General features: G+C 69.2%; 14 protein-coding genes. 7 read left to right on the forward strand and 7 right to left on the reverse strand.

Translation table 11 applies throughout. The annotated features are described in order from the left end of the window. Window positions 1-161: 161 nt before the first annotated feature. The gene (locus NMB40_RS12180) at window positions 162-1,490 is read right to left on the reverse strand and encodes a dicarboxylate/amino acid:cation symporter (protein ID WP_184126492.1); all 1,329 of its coding nucleotides are present in this window, start codon (window positions 1,488-1,490) and stop codon (window positions 162-164) included. Window positions 1,491-1,640: 150 nt separating this feature from the next. On the opposite strand from NMB40_RS12180, the gene NMB40_RS12185 reads away from it, so the two are divergent. From NMB40_RS12185 to NMB40_RS12205, 5 genes are read left to right on the forward strand one after another with little or no spacing between them, the layout of a single operon-like run. Then, window positions 1,641-3,353 carry an alkaline phosphatase gene (locus NMB40_RS12185; protein ID WP_494358555.1) on the forward strand — a complete coding sequence of 571 codons (1,713 nt, stop codon included), beginning with the start codon at window positions 1,641-1,643 and terminating at the stop codon, window positions 3,351-3,353. Further along, window positions 3,353-3,871: a WG repeat-containing protein gene (locus NMB40_RS12190; RefSeq protein WP_494358556.1), complete on the forward strand. Its 519-nt coding sequence runs from the start codon at window positions 3,353-3,355 to the stop codon at window positions 3,869-3,871. The genes NMB40_RS12185 and NMB40_RS12190 overlap by 1 nt, the downstream gene beginning before the upstream one ends. A 54-nt stretch (window positions 3,872-3,925) precedes the next feature. Beyond that, on the forward strand, window positions 3,926-5,224 hold the full coding sequence (tilS, locus tag NMB40_RS12195) for a tRNA lysidine(34) synthetase TilS (RefSeq protein WP_494358557.1): 1,299 nt from the start codon (window positions 3,926-3,928) through the stop codon (window positions 5,222-5,224). 36 nt (window positions 5,225-5,260) lie between these two features. Beyond that, window positions 5,261-5,521, forward strand: coding sequence for an exodeoxyribonuclease VII small subunit (locus tag NMB40_RS12200; protein WP_068853531.1), 261 nt, complete (start codon window positions 5,261-5,263; stop codon window positions 5,519-5,521). Then, on the forward strand, window positions 5,511-6,389 hold the full coding sequence (locus NMB40_RS12205) for a polyprenyl synthetase family protein (protein WP_282247357.1): 879 nt from the start codon (window positions 5,511-5,513) through the stop codon (window positions 6,387-6,389). The genes NMB40_RS12200 and NMB40_RS12205 overlap by 11 nt, the downstream gene beginning before the upstream one ends. Before the next feature lie 428 nt (window positions 6,390-6,817). Here NMB40_RS12205 and NMB40_RS12210 read toward each other — a convergent pair whose 3' ends face one another. Next, window positions 6,818-7,201, reverse strand: coding sequence for a DUF4870 domain-containing protein (locus tag NMB40_RS12210; RefSeq protein ID WP_282247824.1), 384 nt, complete (start codon window positions 7,199-7,201; stop codon window positions 6,818-6,820). A gap of 75 nt (window positions 7,202-7,276) precedes the next feature. Continuing rightward, window positions 7,277-8,644 (reverse strand): metalloprotease PmbA, encoded by a 1,368-nt coding sequence (gene pmbA / locus NMB40_RS12215; RefSeq protein WP_494358558.1) that lies wholly within the window; start codon window positions 8,642-8,644, stop codon window positions 7,277-7,279. Between the two features lie 68 nt (window positions 8,645-8,712). Here pmbA and yjgA point away from each other — a divergent pair, with 68 nt between their 5' ends. Beyond that, the gene (gene yjgA, locus NMB40_RS12220) at window positions 8,713-9,306 is read left to right on the forward strand and encodes a ribosome biogenesis factor YjgA (RefSeq protein ID WP_494358559.1); all 594 of its coding nucleotides are present in this window, start codon (window positions 8,713-8,715) and stop codon (window positions 9,304-9,306) included. A 31-nt stretch (window positions 9,307-9,337) separates the two neighbouring features. Here the strand turns inward: yjgA and tldD are convergent, their stop codons facing one another. From tldD to NMB40_RS12240, 4 genes are read right to left on the reverse strand one after another with little or no spacing between them, the layout of a single operon-like run. Beyond that, window positions 9,338-10,783 carry a metalloprotease TldD gene (gene tldD, locus NMB40_RS12225; RefSeq protein WP_494358560.1) on the reverse strand — a complete coding sequence of 482 codons (1,446 nt, stop codon included), beginning with the start codon at window positions 10,781-10,783 and terminating at the stop codon, window positions 9,338-9,340. A 55-nt stretch (window positions 10,784-10,838) separates the two neighbouring features. Further along, a complete protein-coding gene (locus NMB40_RS12230) occupies window positions 10,839-14,675 on the reverse strand; it encodes a YhdP family protein (RefSeq protein ID WP_494358561.1) in 3,837 nt (1,278 codons plus the stop codon). 45 nt (window positions 14,676-14,720) lie between these two features. After that, window positions 14,721-16,208, reverse strand: coding sequence for a ribonuclease G (gene rng, locus NMB40_RS12235; RefSeq protein WP_068853541.1), 1,488 nt, complete (start codon window positions 16,206-16,208; stop codon window positions 14,721-14,723). Beyond that, complete coding sequence (locus NMB40_RS12240) at window positions 16,201-16,782, reverse strand: Maf-like protein (protein WP_494358562.1); 582 nt, start codon at window positions 16,780-16,782, stop codon at window positions 16,201-16,203. Before NMB40_RS12240 ends, rng begins: the two co-directional genes overlap by 8 nt. A gap of 130 nt (window positions 16,783-16,912) precedes the next feature. On the opposite strand from NMB40_RS12240, the gene NMB40_RS12245 reads away from it, so the two are divergent. Next, on the forward strand, window positions 16,913-17,647 hold the full coding sequence (locus NMB40_RS12245; protein WP_282247818.1) for an SIMPL domain-containing protein: 735 nt from the start codon (window positions 16,913-16,915) through the stop codon (window positions 17,645-17,647). Window positions 17,648-17,659: the final 12 nt, after the last annotated feature.

A 17,659-nucleotide genomic window follows, 5' to 3' on the forward strand; every position in this document is an offset into this window, starting at 1 on the left:
AACACGAGCGTGCAAGCGCCGGGATGCTGGATAGCGCTCGCTTCACACTTGGGTGTATCAGCGTTGTTACACCCGGCGATACAGATGTCACAGTGCGCAGTCATGAAACGCAAACGGGCCGGCAAAAGCCGGCCCGCTGCATGACGACCTTACCGATCGTGCTAAGAGGTGCGCTCTTCGCCCTCGTCCACGCCCAGGTTGGTGGACGGGTTGTCGTAGACCTCGCGGTCGAGCAGGCCGGTTTCCTTGGCCACCAGCACCGGCACCAGCATCTGGCCGGTGACATTGGTCATCGTGCGCATCATGTCCAGGATCCGGTCGATCGCGTACAGGTAGCCGATGGTCTCCAGCGGCAGGTTGGCCGCGCTCAGCACCACCGTGGCCATCACCACTGCGGTGCCGGGCACGCCGGCGGTGCCGAAGCTGCCCAGTACCGAGGCGATCAGCACCACCACGTACTGCTCCGGGGTGAGCGGCACCCCGGTGTACTGCGCGATGAACACCGCGCACAGCGCCGGATAGATCGCGCCGCAGCCGTCCATCTTGATGCTGGCACCCAGCGGCACCGCGAACGACGCGTAGTCCTTGTTCACGCCCAGGTTGTGGGTGATGGAACGCATCGCCGCCGGCATCGCCGCGAAGCTCGACGAGCTGACGAACGCCACCTGCATGCCGGGCGCGGCCCCGCGGAAGAACTTCAACGGGTTCAGGCCATGCACCAGCAGCAGGCTGCCGTACACCAGCACGATATGCAGGGCGCAGGCCACGTACAGCGCCAGCACGAAGCTGCCCAGCGGCAGCAGCTTTTCAAAGCCGTAGCTGCCCACCAGCCCGGCGATCAGGCCGAAGGTACCCAGCGGCGTCATCTCCAGCACGAAGCGGGTGACCTGAATCATGATGTCGCTCATCTGCCCGGTCAGCTTGCGCGCCTCGGCGACCTTGTCGCCCAGCTTGACCATGGCAAAGCCGAGCAGGCCGGCGAAGAAGATCACCGGCAGGATCGAACCGCGCCCCGCCGCCAGCACCGTCTCACCGGCCGCGTTGACCTTGGTGCCGATGCCGGTGAGCGCGTAGAACACGTTGGACGGCACCACGTCCATGACCACCTTGACCACGCTGGGCACTTCGCGCGGCGTGTAGCCGTGGTCCATGCTCAGGCTGAGGTTCCCGGTACCCGGCTGCATCAGGGTGCCCACGGCCAGGCCGATGCCCACGGCCAGCGCGGCGGTGATGATGAACCACAGGAAAGTGCGCCCGCCCAGCGCCGCCACGGACTTCTGCCCGTGCAGCGACGAAATGGCGTTGATCACCGCGAAGAACACCAGCGGCACCGCGATCATCTTGATCAGCGTGACGTACAGGTCGCCCAGCGGGCCGAACCAGGTTTCGGCGGCGGGGCCAAGCAGCCAGCCGGCCAGCGCGCCCAGCACGAAGCCGCCAAGTACGCGCTGCCAGAACGGGATCCGCAGCCAGGCAGACACCAGCGTCATGAGCATTCCAGGGAGAGAGTGACAGCCCCTCACCTTAGCCCAACGCGCCCCTGCGGACGAGGCGCACAGAAACAAATCAGCGTGTCATCGGCGTGCCTTGCGGCGTTCTGCATAATGAACGCCCGTTTCACCATTGAGATACGCGCGTCCATGTCCCGTTTCACGCCTCTTGTGGCGGCCGTCGCCACCACCCTGCTGCTCGGCGCCTGCGCCACGTCCGCCCCCGCCTCCCGCGCCACCCCCGGCTCCGCTCAGGTCGATGTACCGGCGGTGGCCCACCCGGCCGGTGAAACCCCGCAATGGTGGTACCGCAGCGGCGCCGCCCGGGCCGCCGGCAGTGGCGCGATGGACGGCCGCGCAAAGAACGTGATCCTGTTCCTGGGCGATGGCATGAGCCTGACCACCGTGGCCGCCGCACGCATCTTCGAGGGCCAGCGCAACGGCAACCCGGGCGAAGAGAACCTGCTCTCCTGGGAGCGCTTCCCGGCCACCGCGTTCAGCAAGACCTACAACACCGATTCGCAGACCCCGGATTCGGCCGGCACCATGACCGCCATCACCACCGGCGTGAAGACCCACATGGGCGCCATCGGGGTCAGCGCGGGCAGCCGCAGCGACTGCGCCGACAGCCTGGGCAAGGGCCTGCTGACCTGGCTGCAGTTGGCCGACAGCGCCGGCATGGCGACCGGCGTGGTGACCACTGCGCGCCTCACCCACGCTACGCCGGCCGCGACCTACGCCCATTCGCCCGAGCGCAACTGGGAAAGCGACGCCGACCTGCCCGAAGCGGCCAAGGCCGCCGGCTGCAAGGACATCGCCCAGCAGCTGCTGGACACCTCGCGCTACGGGCGCGGCCCGCTGGTCGCGCTGGGGGGCGGTCGTGCCCAGTTCACCAACGTGGAAGAAACCGACCCGGAGTACGACGACAAGGTCGGCCTGCGCCTGGACGGGCGCAGCCTGGTGGACGAATGGAAGCAGGCCCACCCGCAGGGCGCCTATCTCTGGAATGCCAGGCAGCTGCAGGCTGCCGCCAACGCACCGGCGATCCTGGGCCTGTTCGAGCCGGACCACATGCGCTATGAGATCGAGCGCAAGGACGACCCCTCCGGCGAGCCCAGCCTGGCCGAACTGACCAAGGCGGCCATCGGCAACCTGTCGCGCCACCAGGAAGGCTACGTGCTGATGGTGGAAGGCGCGCGCATCGACCACGCCAACCACAGCGGCAACGCCTATCGCGCGCTCAGCGATACGGTGGCGCTGTCGGACGCGGTGCGCGCGGCGGTGGAGGCCACCTCCGACCAGGACACGCTGATCATCGTCACCGCCGACCACTCGCACACGCTCAACTTCGTGGGCTACCCGGCGCGTGGCAACCCGATCCTGGGCAAGGTCAAGGACAAGGGCGGCGAAGATGGCGCCGGCGCGCTCGACCTGGCCCGTGACGGCCTGGGCCTGCCCTACACCACGCTCAGCTATGCCAATGGCCCCGGCTTCACCGGTGCCACCAACCAGCAGCCGGCGGGCCCCAAGGCCTACCCGCACAACCCCAGCAGCTTCGACCCGGCCAAGGGCCGCCCGGACCTGACCCACGTGGATACCGAGCACCCGGATTACATGCAGGAAGCGCTGGTGCCGATGAAGAGCGAAAGCCACGGCGGCGAAGATGTCGGCATCTGGGCCCGTGGCCCGGGCAGCAAGGCGGTGCGCGGCACCATGGAGCAGAACGCGATCTACCACATGATCGTGCAGGCCACCCCGCGCCTGCGCCAGCGCCTGTGCGATGCCGGCACCTGCGACGCCAAGGGCGTGCCGGTGGAACTGCCGACGCCGACCGCCTTCGAGCGCAAGGACGCGGGCAACTGATGTGGCGGGCCGGCGTGCTGGTGGCGTTGCTGGCCCCGGCGGTGGGCCTCGCCGCGCCGCCGGCCTGCCAGCGGCTGACCGAGGAAGACGGGTTGCAGCCGCTGGCCGGCTGCCACCTTGAGCAGGGCCGGCTGTCGCTCGACGCGGCGGCACGTGCCCAGCTCGATTACGACAGCCAGGGGCTGGCCGCGGTGTACGCCGGGGACAGCTTCCACTACGTCAGCCGCCAGGGGCGCACCCAGGCGGTGATCACCTGGGACAACGGCCCGGATTACGTGGAGGAAGGCCTGCTGCGCGGCCGCGTGGGCGAGCGCATCGCCTACTTCGATGCGGCGCTGGCGCAGGCAGTACCGGGCACCTACGACTTCGGCTGGCCGTTTTCCGATGGCATCGCCCAGGTCTGCAACGGCTGCCGGCGCGGCACGCCCGATGGCGATGGCCACACCCCGATGGAAGGCGGCGAGTGGTTCCATATCGACCGCCAGGGTCGCCGCGTGGCCGATCCCGCCGGCCGATGAGCCTGCGTGATGGCGGCGCGTGCTGCCAAGGCCGATACTGGCCCTCTGCCTGACATGTCCCCTTCGATGCCTACTGCGCTGCCCCCTGCCCCCGACCTGCCCGCCCCCGTCCTGGTGGGTTTCAGCGGCGGACTGGATTCGACGGTACTGCTGCACTGGCTGGCCCAGTCACCCGCGCAGCGCGCAGCGGGACTGCATGCGGTCCACGTGCACCACGGCCTGCAGGCCGATGCAGATCGTTGGGCGGCGCACTGCGAGGCGACCTGCGCGGCCTGGTCGATTCCGCTGCAGGTGATCCGGGTGGCGGTGCCACGCGACAGCGGTGCGGGCCTGGAAGCCGCGGCACGGCACGTCCGCCGCGAAGCGTTCGCGCGCGTCCTGCGCGAAGGCGAACACCTGGCCCTGGCGCACCACCGCGATGACCAGGCCGAAACGTTCCTGCTGCGGGCGCTGCGTGGCTCCGGCGTGGATGGCCTGGCGGCGATCCGGGCGCATGCCCCGTTCGCCGCCGGCTCGATCTGGCGGCCACTGCTGCAGATTCCGCGAAGCGACCTGCTGGCCCATGCGCAGGCCAACGCACTGGAATGGATCGAAGATCCCAGCAATGCCAGCGATGTGGCCGACCGCAATTTCCTGCGCCTGCACGTGCTGCCACTGCTGCAGCAACGCTGGCCGCAGGCCGATGCGGCCTTCGCACGCAGCGCCGAACTGAGCGCGCAGGCGCAGCGCCTGCTCGATGCCTCCGACCACGACGCCTTGCGGCGCTGCACGGTATCGCCCGGCGTACTCGACTGCGCCAAGCTGCAACGGCAGCCACGCGAGCGCCGCGCGCGGCTGCTGCGGCAATGGGTGCGCAGCGCGGGGCAACCGCCGTTGCCGGCCGCGGGCGTGCAGGCGATCGAACGCGAACTGTTGCCCGCTGCCCAGGATGCCGATGCGCAGTTCGCCTGGCAGGGCGTGCGCATCCGCCGCTGGCGCGGCCACCTGTACCTGTTGCCGATGGCGTTGGCGCTGCCGCTGGACTGGAGCGTGCATTGGGATGGCGCCAGCCCACTGGCGCTCCCCGATGGTGGCGAACTGGCCCTGATCGGCGCCAAGCGGTTGGGTGAACCTGTGCAGGTCAGTGCACGCCGCGGCGGCGAGCGCATCCAGCTGCGCGGGCGCAGTCATTCGCACGCGCTGAAGGACCTGCTGCAGCAGAGCGGCTTGCCCCCGTGGCAGCGCCGCCAGGTGCCGCTGCTGTATGCGGACCAGACGCTGGTGGCGGCCGGCGACCAGGTGATCGCGGCACCCTTGCAGCAGTGGCTGGATGAACAGCATGCCCGCCTGCGCTGGACGCCGGGCGCGGCGTGAATTGACCCCTTGGGGCTGGCGCTTCACACTTGCCGCATGGCCAAGAAATCCCCCACAGACGCCTCCCCGGTCGCCCACTTCGAGCATTCGCTGGAAGAACTGGAGCAGCTGGTGGAGAAGATGGAAACCGGCGACATGAGCCTGGAGCAGTCGCTGAGCGCCTATGAGCGCGGCGTGGGCCTGTACCGCCAGTGCCAGCAGGCGCTGGAACAGGCCGAACTGCGCGTGCGCCTGCTCAGCGACCCGGCCCGCCCGGAAACCGCCGAGCCGTTCGACCCGCCCAGCCATGACGGTTGAGTCCACGTTCGCGCGTTGGCGCGACCGCATTGAAAGCCAGCTCGACGCCAGCCTGCCCTCGCCCGACCAGGCGCCCAAGCGCCTGCACCAGGCGATGCGCTATGCGGTGCTGGGGGGCGGCAAGCGCATGCGCCCGCTGCTGGTGTACGCCAGCGGGCAGATCTTCGGCGCCGACGAACACGCGCTGGACGCGCCGGCAATGGCGGTGGAGCTGATCCACGCCTATTCGCTGGTGCATGACGACCTGCCGGCGATGGACGATGACGCATTGCGTCGCGGCCGCCCGACCACCCACATCGCGTTCGACGAAGCCACCGCGATCCTGGCCGGCGATGCGCTGCAGACGCGCGCGTTCGGCCTGCTGGCCGATGCGGCGTTGCCGGCGCTGCTGCGGGTGCACTGCCTGCAGGCACTGACCCACGCCTCGGGCGCGGCCGGCATGTGCGGCGGCCAGGCGTTGGATATCGATGCAACGGGCCACGCGCAGCCGCTGGCCGACCTGCAGCACATGCACGCATTGAAGACCGGCGCGCTGATCCGCGCGGCGGTCCGCATGGGCGCGCTGTGTGGTGATGCGCCGCACGCGGACCTGCTGCAGCTGGATGATTTCGCCAACGCCCTCGGCCTGGCCTTCCAGGTGCGCGATGACATCCTGGACGTGGAAGCCAGTTCCGAACAGCTCGGCAAGACCGCGGGCAAGGACCAGGCGCAGGCCAAGTCCACGTTCCCGGCATTGTTGGGGATGGACGGTGCGAAGGCCGAGTTGGCCGCGCTCAGCGAGCGCATGCACGACAGCCTTGCCGGGTATGACGAACGCGCTGATGCGTTGCGTGCGCTTGGGCGGTTGGCCGTCGAGCGCAACCACTAACGTCAAAAGCCCTGGTCTGCGAACGTTACTGCGCAGGGCCGGCGGGTGTGGGTTTGCGGGGGGCGCCGTGAATACGTCCGTGTAGGCTCTTGCGAAACATCCATGTTTCGCAAAGCCCCCGCAAACCCACCCCCGCCGACCCTCTGACGGTTGGTTGGTGCGCACAGGCAATCAAATGCAGTTGAACCGCTTCTGCTTGAACAACCGACCCACTGTCGGGGGCAGGCGGGGGTGGGTTTGCGGGACCGTAGAGCGCCATGGATGGCGCGAACGAGCCCCCATGGATGGGTTCACGGCGTGTCCCGCAAACCCACCCCCGCCTGCCCAGCCCAGGTACGTTCGCAGGCGACGGCTTTTGCTTTTGCTGTTGCTCTAAACAAAAAACGCCCGGCAATGCCGGGCGTTTCTGCATTCCCAGAGAACAGGAATTACTTGATCAGGCGCAGGGTGAACGGATAACGGTAAGCCTCGCCGTTGTTCGCCTTCACCGCCGCAATGATGCAGAAGACGATGTTGAGGATGCCCACCAGCGGCGCCAGCAGGCCGCCGATGATCACGATCATCAGGATGAAGCAGATGATCATCGCCAGGGTGATGGTGATCTGGAAGTTCAGTGCTTCCTTGGCCTGGTCGGTGACGAAACCCTTGCTGGCGTCGTCCTTGCTGATCAGCCAGATGATCAACGGGCCGATGAACCAGGTGAAGATGCCCAGCAGGTGCGCGGCAAGCGCCATGGTGCGCTGGTCGCTGGGAACCGGGCCGGCGCTGGTCGGCGGCGGCGGCGGGGCGGTGACGTTCTCGAATTCGCTCACGTGAAACTCCTTGTCCAGTGTATGGGTGGTGCGTGGCAGGCTCCCCGCCTGCCAAGGCAGCTGGAATAGGATACGTCAATCGTTACCGGCAACGGTCATCCGCCCGACCAGGATCGACCCCACGTGCACGTGCGAACGGCGGTCGATGTCGCTGCCGACCGCCTCGATCGCCGCGAACATCTCCTTGAGGTTGCCCGCGATGGTGATCCCGTCGACCGGGTACTGGATCTCGCCGTTCTCCACCCGGAAGCCACCGGCGCCGCGCGAGTAATCGCCGGTGACGCCGTTCACGCCCTGCCCCATCAGCTCGGTCACCAGCAGGCCGTTGCCCATCTGCCGCGCCATCGAGGCCAGGTCGCCCGCATTGGCCTGTACCCGCAGGTTGTGCACGCCGCCGGCATTGCCCGTGGTCACCAGGCCCAGCTTGCGCGCCGAATAGCTGCCCAGCACATAGCGCTGCAGCACCCCGCCTTCGATCAGCGACGAATCGCGGGTGGCCACGCCATCGCCATCGAACGCCGTCGAACGCAGGCCGCGGCGCAGCAGCGGCCGCTCCTCGATCGCGAACCAGTCCGGGAACAGCTGCGTGCCCACGCTGTCGAGCAGGAAGCTGGCACGGCGGTACAGCGCCCCGCCGGACACCGCACCCAGCAGGTGGCCGATCAGCGAACGCGCCACTTCCGGCGAATACAGCACCGGCATCTGCGCGGTGGCCATCGAACGCGGGTTGAGGCGGGCCAGCGTGCGCTCGGCGGCGCGGCGGCCGATCGACGCCGCATCCTCCAGGTCCTCACGGGCCAGCGCGCTGCTGTACCAGCCGTCGCGCTGCATGCCATCGCCCTGCCCGGCGATCAGCGCGCAGCCCACCGAGTGGTGGCTGCTGCGGTCACGGCCGATGAAGCCGTGCGAGTTCGCGTAGACCGACAGGCTGGTGGCGGTGGCCGCCGAGGCGCCGTCGGAATTGCTGATGCGCGGGTCGGCCTCGCGCCCGGCCGCTTCGCAGGCCAGCGCCAGGTCCACCGCCTGGTCGGCCTGCAGCGCCCACGGGTGCCAGCTGTCCAGGTCCGGGAATTGCCGCGCCATCAGCTCCGGGTCGGCCAGGCCGGCGGCCTCGTCGTCCTCGGTATGCCGGGCGATCGCGCAGGCCTGGGCCACCGTCGATTCCAGGCTGGCCGGCTGCAGGTCGGCGGTGCTGGCGCTGCCCTTGCGCTGGCCGAAGTAGACCGTGACGGCGATCCCGCGGTCGCGGGTGGATTCCACCGTTTCGACCTCGCCCAGGCGCACGTTCACATCCAGCCCGCGCTCCTCGCTGCAGCTGACTTCGGCCTGGGTGGCGCCCAGCGCCCGGGCCCGGGCCAGCAGCTGCTGGGAGATGTCGGCCAGCTGTTCCAGCCGGGGCAGGCTGTCGTCGGCGGCATGGGCTTCAGGGGAGATCACGTTCAATGCTTTATCCTGTACGGGTGAGTGCCGGGCGCAACGCCGGGCACAGTTCTGGATGTGGAAAGAAGACGATGCGCGGACGCGACGAAGAAACCGGTGAATTCCTTGATATCAGCCGCAGCCAGAACCGGCGCGACGCGCTGGACGTGCTGGCCCTGGGCGAGAAGCTGGTGTCGCTGACCCCGGCCCAGCTTGCCCGCGTGCCGGTGCCGGAAGACCTGCTGCCGCACATCGCCGAGGCCAAGCGGATCACCGCCCATATCGCCCACAAGCGCCAGCTGGCGTTCCTGGCCAAGCACATGCGCCGCGAGGACGATGCCACCCTGGATGCGATCCGCGATGCGCTGGACGTCAACAGCGATACCTCGCGCCGTGAGATCGCCGCGCTGCACCGCGCCGAGGACTGGCGCGAGCGCCTGCTCAAGGACGGCGACACCGCGCTGAGCGCGCTGCTGGCCGAGTACCCGCAGGCCGACCGCCAGCAGCTGCGCACGCTGGTGCGCAATGCCCAGGCAGAGAAAGCGAAGAACAAGCCACCGCGCGCGTTCCGCGAAATCTACCAGGTGCTGCGCAACCTGCTGCTGCCGGCCGCGCTGGGCCTTGAAGCGACGGCGGCCGACACCGACGAATACGACATCGGCGACGCCGACAGCGCCGAAGACTGAGCCGGGCTGGCAGGACGGGCGCATCCGGCGATCAGGCCTGGGTGCCGCCCACGGTGATGCCATCAATCAGCAGCGACGGCTGGCCCACGCCCACCGGCACGCTCTGGCCATCCTTGCCGCACACGCCCACGCCCTCGTCCAGGGCCAGGTCGTTGCCGATCATGCGTACCTTCTGCATGGTTTCCGGTCCGTTGCCGATCAGGGTCGCGCCCTTCACCGGCGCGGTGACCTTGCCGTCTTCGATCAGGTAGGCCTCGGTGGCCGAGAACACGTACTTGCCGCTGGTGATGTCGACCTGGCCGCCACCGAAGTTCACCGCGTACAGGCCACGCTTGACCGAACGGATCATTTCTTCCGGGTCATGCTGGCCGGCACGCATGTAAGTGTTGGTCATGCGCGGCATGGTCATGTGCGCGAACGATTCGCGGCGGCCGTTGCCGGTCGGGGCCACGCCCATCAGGCGCGCATTGAGCGAATCCTGCATGTAGCCGACCAGGATGCCGTCCTCGATCAGCGTGGTGCACTGGGTCGGGTGGCCTTCGTCATCGATGTTGAGCGAGCCGCGCCGCCCGTCCAGGGTGCCGTCGTCGACGATGGTCACGCCCGGCGCCGCCACGCGCTCGCCGACACGGCCGGCATACACGCTGGTGCCCTTGCGGTTAAAGTCACCTTCCAGGCCATGCCCGACCGCCTCGTGCAGCAGCACGCCGGGCCAGCCCGGGCCAAGCACCACGGTCATCACCCCGGCCGGGGCCGGGATGGCTTCCAGGTTGACCAGCGCCTGGCGCAGCGCTTCGCGGGCGAAGGCTTCCGGGCGCCCGTCGGCGAACAGCGCTTCGTAGCTGTAGCGGCCGCCACCGCCGGAATAGCCCGATTCACGGCGGCCGTGCTGCTCCACGATCACCTGCACGTTCAGCCGCACCAGCGGGCGGATGTCGCCGGCCAGCACGCCGTCGCTGCGCGCGATCAGGATGGTGTCCACGCCACCGGACAGGCTCACCATCACCTGCTGCACGCGCGGGTCGGCCGCGCGCAGGAAGCGGTCCAGGCGCTTGAGCACCTCCACCTTGGCTTCGTTGCCCATGCCATCGATCGGGTCCAGCGCCGGGTACAGCGCGCGTGCATTGCCGCGCACCAGCGAGCGCGCCGGCTGTGCCCCGCCCTCGCGGGAAATCGCGCGCGCCGAGCGCGCCGCGCCCAGCAGCGCATCGCCATGGATGTCGTCGGAATAGGCGAAGCCAGTCTTCTCGCCGGCAATGGCGCGCACGCCCACGCCCTGCTCGATGGAATGGGCGCCGTCCTTCACGATGCCGTCTTCCACGCTCCAGCTTTCGCGGCGGGCGTGCTGGAAGTACAGGTCGCCAAAGTCGATACCCGGCCCCAACAGGGTGCCAAAGGTGCGTTCCAGGCCGCCGGCGTCCAGCCCGGCGGGCAGCAGCAGGCGGTCTTGGGCAAGGGTGAGTGCGTTGTCGGTCATGGTCTTGATCTGTGGGCGCGGGCCAATATCGCAAGCCATGCGCAGAAATGAGGGGTCAACGTGGTGCGTCGTCGCGGTCGATCACTTCGACCTTGGGTTCGGCCCAGGGGCCGGTCACGCGGTAGGTCTTGGCGCCAATCTCGCCCAGCGGCTTGGACAGCACCGCATTGGCGGCCGCGCCCACCGCCGCGCCCACCGGCCCGCCGGCGACGGCGCCGACCACGGTGAGCAGGTTGCCGGCGCGCGGGTTGACGTCGATGGTCTGGTCGAACTGCTGGCGGCGCAGGTCGGTGCGGCCGCGGATGCTGATGTTGGCGGCTGGGCCTTCGATCAGCACCTTGTCAGTGGTGGCCATGCCGTCGGCGAACGCCAGCGTGCCCTCCACCTGGTTGAACGCAAAGCCCTTGGAGAAGAAATCGCGGAAATCGAACATCAACCGGCGCGGCAGCTGGGTCACGCTGAGCAGGCCCAGCACGCGGCCGGCACCCGGCTCCAGTTCCAGCAGCTGGCCATTGCGGGCATGTACCTGCATCTGGCCCTGCAACGCACCCAGCTGGAAGTCCGATGGACCGCCCTGCCAGCCGGCATCCAGGCTGATCTGGCCCTGCCCGCCGCGCAGCTGGCCGCCGTAGTCCAGGTTCTGCATCAGCCCGCCCAGGTCTTCGCTGTCGACCTTGACCTGGAACTGGGTCCGCGCGGCTTCGCCCATGCCCAGCCAGCGGCCCTGGATGTCGATCACCTGCTTGGGCGCACGGAACTGCAGCTGGTCCACGCTCAGCCCGTTGCCGAACGGGCGCGTGCGCAGCACGGCCTGGCCCAGCCGCGCCTTGCCGAACTGCAGGTCGTTGATGTCCAGCGACAGCGGCGGAATCTTCGCCGGATTGGTGTCATTGGCGCTGGCCTGCACCCGCGCCGGCACGGTGGCGTCGGCCGGCAGCACGATCGCGGCGCCATCGCCGGGCACCTTCACCGGGGTCGGCAACGATTGCCAGTGCACCCGGTCCAGCTTGCCGACGATGGCCGCACCATCGGCGTTGGGCACGCTCAGGTCGCCCGACAGCGAGGGGCCGTCCAGGCGCACGTCCACTCCGCTCGGGTTCGGACGTAGTTGCAGGCGCGTCTGCGGGAATACGCCGCCCACCAGCAGCAGCTGCCCGACCTGCACGTCCACCTGGCGCAGCGGCATCGGGTCGGCATCGGGCGTACCGCCAGGCGAACGCGCCAGCGCGATCCAGTCCAGGGCGTCCAGCGAGCCGCTGCGGCCATTGACCACCAGCCCGCTGGCGGGCGGGTCGCGGTCAACGGTGGCGCTGCCCAGCGTGACCTGCACGCCGGTCTTGTTGTCGTGGGTGCGCGCGGCCAGGGCCAGGCGTTCGCCGAAGGCCACGTCCACGCGCCCGGCGCCCATCGGCAACTGCGCCTTAACGGCGGTGGCCAGCGGCACCTCGGCCGGCTTGTCCAGCGGCGCCGGCAGGTCCAGCCGGGTGCCGACCAGGTCCGAATGCAGCGTCAGCAGGGTCGGCGCTTCGGTCTTGCCGCCCGGCACCCCCTTCGGCAGGGTCACTCCGATCGTCCAGCGCGAGGTGCCTTCAATGTAGGGCTTGAGCCAGGCCAGTTCCGGCGCCCGGTCAAGCAGCTGCCCGGCACCCAGCGACGCGCCCAGCTCGGCTTCGAAGGCGTGCTGCGGGTCGCGCGCGTAACCGCCGGCGCGCAGGCTGAGCTGGCCGTCCTGGCCCAGGTGGCGCACGGCCAGTGCTTCGGCCCCGAATCCGTCCTGGCTGTACTTCGCCTGGCCGCGCATCGCCTCGAAGGTCAGGTCGAAGCGCTTGTCCGACAACGTGGCGCCGTCCAGGTCCACGGTGCCCTGCAGGTGCCCGCCGCCCTCCTCGTGGTGCAGCGGCTGCAGCAGGTCGAAGGTGACCGCCGCCGGGCCCTTGGCGGTGAGGTTGTCCAGCGAATCGGCGTAGGTCTTGTGCAGCGGGCTCTGCTTGAGCATCGCCAGCAGCGCACCGGCGTCGCTGCGGCTGGCCGCCTTCACGTACAGCTGCGAGGCGCCGAAATCGGCAATGCCCGCATCGAAGTGGTCCACCGCCACCCCGGCGAGGTCGCCACGGCCGTGCAGCTCGAAGCCCGGGCCGATGAAGGCGATATCGCCGTCGACCTTGTTCATGGTCGGCCACTCGCGCTGGAAGCGGATGTTGCCGTTGTCGATGCGGCCGGTGGCCTCGAAGCGACCGTTGTTTTTGCTGAACGGCCAGTCTTCCAGGTCGCCGGTGACCAGCCCGACACCGCCGCGCACATAACCACCCACCAGCGCAGCGTCCAGCCAGTCGGTGGCCGCTTTGCTCATCTTGGAATGGATCCAGAAGCGCTTGGCCGCGGTCATCGGCACATCGTCGAGCTTGGCCGCCAGCTGCATCCACGGACGGGTGCCATTGCCCTGGAACCACATCGTGCCGCGCACGTCGGCCGCATAGTCCGTGCCCTGCACGCGCAGCGCCGGGGTGCCGATGCGCCAGCCACCGCCTTCATCGCGCCAGCCCACCATGCTGCCGGCCAGGCGCACGTCGTGGCGCACGCCGAACCCGGTGGGCCAGTCGAAGTGCATCACCCGGGTCGGCTGCAGGTCGAGCCGGAAGCCGTTGGCATCGCCGTCGAAATGGCCGCCCACGCCACTCAGGCCCGGCGCATGGCCGGCGGCGGCGAACTGGATCTCCTCCAGCTCACCTTCAAAACTCAGCGGGCCATCGCGCTCGCCGGCGAACCGCACGCGGCTCATGCGCACCTGCGGCGCGGCGTCGTGCAGCCAGCTGCGCAGCCCGGCATCGATCCGGTCAGTCAGCGCCAGCCCGCGCAGCAGCGCAGTGGCGTCGATGTTGTCGCCGGCCAGGGCCATGTGCTGGCCGCCGGCAATCAACAGCCCATCCAGCTTCTCGGTGCGCCCTTCCATGCCGATCCGCAGGCGCGGTGCATCGGCCCGCCAGCCGCCCTGCACCCAGCGCCAGCGCGCGCGCAGCTGCAGGGTATCCAGCTGCAGTTGCGGGCGCCCGCCATCGGCCAGCCGCGCACCGCGCAGCTGCACGCCGGCCAGGTCGGCATCGGCGGTGACCATCACCGGGCGGCGGTCGCGCAGGTCCACCCAGGCATTCAAGGTGCCGGTGCCCTGCTGCAGGGCCACGCCGCCGAACTGCAGCAGCGACGCCCACGCACGGAAGTCGGCCGGGTCGGCGGCCAGCCAGGCCTGCCCGTTGCCGTGGGCGCGATCGAAGTCCACCACTGCGGTCAGCGGCGCGGCGTTGAGATCGGCCCACGCGCGCGCGCCCACCGCCAGCCGCTGCCCGTTCACCCGCAGCCGCAGGTCGATGCGCGGCAGCTCGGTCTGTACGTTCAACGACGGCGCATCCACCCGCAGCCGGCCGCCGATGACCTGCAGTTCACCCAGGCGGCGCAGGGTATCCAGCGGATCGCCGCCGGCCCTGGATTGCGGCAGCCCCTGTACCGACCAGCGGCCATCCGGCGCGCGCTGCAGCACCAGCGCCAGGCCGCGCAGGCGCAGCTCGGTCAGCGAACGGCCCGGCAGCAGCCCGGAATACATCGAGACCTGTACTTCAGCCTCGCCGATGCGCAGCCCCTCGCCTTCGCCGATGCGCAGGCCCTTCAGCGCCAGCAGCGGCCCACGCCGGGTCCAGCGCGTCTGCAGCTGGTCGAAACGCACCGGCTGCCCGGCACGCGCACTCAACCACCCGGCCACCTTGTCCGGGTGCCGTTCGGCCAGCGGCAGCAGCTGGCTGACGCTGCCCACCAGCACCGCCACGCATACCAATACGATCGCCATGGCATAGACAGCATGGCGGCGAATCCTTCGCAGTCGCAGGCGCAGCGGCGCGCTCATCGGTGCCCGCAGGCGCCGGCGCACCACTGCGCGGGCCGGCTCAGGTCACAGCAGCACGACATCGAACTGCTCCTGCAGGTACTGCTCGTCAGCCTGGAACCGGATCGACTTGCCGAGGAATTCCTCCAGTTCGGCCACCGCCGAGGATTCCTCATCGGTGATCCGCGCCACGACCTTGGACGAGGCGATCACCAGCAGGCGTGCGGCATCGAACTGGCGCACCGCCCGGGTGATCTCACGGAAGATTTCGTAGGTGACCGTTTCGGCGGTCTTGATCGACCCGCGCCCGCTGCATTCCGGGCACGGCTCGGACAGCTGGCGCTCCAGGCTTTCCACGGTGCGCTTGCGGGTCATTTCGACCAGCCCCAGCGGCGAGAACTCATAGACCGTGGTCTTGGCATGGTCGCGCGCCAGCGCCTTTTCCAAGGTGCGCAGCACCTGGCGGCGGTGTTCGGCGTCATCCATGTCGATGAAGTCGATGATGATGATCCCGCCCAGGTTGCGCAGGCGCAGCTGGCGCGCCACCGACTGCGCGGCCTCGAGGTTGGTGCGGAACACCGTTTCCTCCAGGTTGCGCTGGCCCAGGAACGAGCCGGTGTTGACGTCGATGGTGGTCATCGCCTCGGTCTGGTCGATCACCAGGTAGCCGCCGGATTTGAGCGGCACCTGCTTGTCCAGCGCGCGGCCGATCTCGTCCTCCACCCCGAACATGTCGAAGATCGGGCGGTCGCCGCTGTACAGCTCCAGCTTCTCGGCCAGCACCGGCATGTACTTGGCCACGAAGGCCTGCAGCTGGGTGAAGGTCTCCTTGGAGTCCACCTTCACCTTGTCCACGTCCTTGCGGATCAGGTCGCGCACCGAACGCAGCGGCAGGCTCAGGTCTTCATAGATCACGCTGCACGGGGCCGCCTCGCGGCCGCGGCGCTCGACCACGTTCCAGACCCGCGACAGGTAGGCGATGTCTTCGGCAATCGCCTCGGCCGGCTGGCCTTCGGCGTTGGTGCGCACGATGTAGCCGTAACCGCCGTGCTGGGCCGACAGCTCGGTGACCAGCGTCTTGAGCCGGGCACGCTCGGCCTCGTCCTCGATCCGCGCCGATACCCCGACCACCTTGGACTGCGGCAGCAGCACCATGTAGCGCGAGGGAATGCTGATCTGGGTGGTCAAACGCGCACCCTTGGTGCCGATCGGGTCCTTGACCACCTGCACCACGATGTCCTGGCCGTCGCGCAGCAGCTCCACGATCGGCACCGACGACGGCGGCGGCAGCGTGGTGCCCTCGGTATCGGGGCTGGCCACCGGCGCCGGGCGCACCACGTCGTTGGCGTGCAGGAACGCGGCGCGCTCCAGCCCGACCTCGACGAAGGCCGCCTGCATGCCGGGCATCACCCGCTGCACCTTGCCCTTGTAGATGTTGCCCACCACCCCGCGGCGCCAGCCACGCTCGATGTGCAGCTCCTGCAGCATGCCGTTTTCGATGACCGCCACGCGGGTTTCGCGTGGGGTGACGTTGACCAGGATTTCTTCAGACACGGGCGACTCCCTTCGATTCAAACGCCTGCAGCAACTGCTCGGTCTGTTGCAGGGGCAAGCCCATGACACCCGAATAGCTTCCCGCCAGGTGGCGGATATAACGTTCGGCCCCGCCCTGGATGGCGTAGGCCCCGGCCTTGCCCATCGGTTCGCCGCTGGCCACGTAGGCGGCAATGGCCGCCGCGTCCAGCACGATGAAGCTCACCTCCGACACCACCATCACCGCCTGCTCGGCGCCGTCGGCGACCAGCGCCGCGGCGGTCATCACCTGGTGGGTGCGGCCGGACAACCGGCGCAGCATGGCGGCGGCATCGGCCGCGTCGACCGGCTTGCCGAACACCTCGCCGTCCAGCACCACCTCGGTGTCCGCGCCCAGCACCACCGCGTCCGGGTCGCCGGCCACCAATGCCAGCCCGGCACGGGCCTTGTCGATGGCCACGCGCCGTACGTAGTCCTGGGCGGTTTCCCCGGCGGCCCGTACTTCGGGCACGTCCAGGTCCAGCGCGCGGAACGGTCGGTCCAGGCGCGCCAGCAGTTGGGTTCGTCGGGGCGAACGAGAGGCAAGATAAAGCATCGCGGAAGCATAACCTGCGGGTCCTGTCTGAATCGCGAGCAACGGCTCCGAATCGTGATCAACCCCGCTGGACCTCACCAGACGTTCATCGCTCCGACACCAACCTCAACGCCTTCACATGGAGATGCATATGCGCCGCCCGACCCTGTCCCCGCTGCTGCTTGCCCTGTCCCTTGCCCTGGGAACCTCGATGACCGCCCACGCCCAGTCCCAGCCCGCCATCGCCGTGCCGGCCGACAGCACCCTGCTCAACATCTCGGCCAACGCCGAAGCCCGCCGCGTGCCCGACGTGGCCACGCTGTCGGCCGGCGTGGTCACCCAGGCCACCGACGGCAACACGGCCATGCGCCAGAACGCCGAACAGATGGTCAAGGTGCTGGCCGCGATCAAGGCCGCGGGCATCGCCGAGCGCGACGTGCAGACCAGCGGGGTCAACCTCAGCCCGCAGTACCGCTACGCCGAAAACGAAGCGCCGAAGATCACCGGCTACCAGGCCAGCAACACCGTCAGCCTGAAGGTGCGTGACATCGCCAAGCTGGGCAAGGTGCTCGACGCGCTGGCCGCGCAGGGCGCCAACCAGATCAACGGCCCGCAGTTCGAGATCGACCAGCCCGAACCGGTCTATGACGAAGCCCGCCTGGCCGCGCTGAAGAAGGCCCAGGCCCGCGCCGAGACCTACGCCAAGTCGCTGGGCCTGCGCGTGCGCCGCATCGTCAGCATTTCCGAAAGCGGCGGCGGCAACTTCCGCCCGGTGATGATGCGCGCGGCGGCCGCGCCCATGGCCGCCGATGTCTCCACCCCGGTCTCGCCGGGCGAGTCGACCGTGTCGGTCAACCTGGACGTGGTGTTCGACCTGGGCCGGTAAACGGTAGCAGCG

This window comes from Stenotrophomonas sp. FBCC-B152 (genome assembly GCF_059134105.1).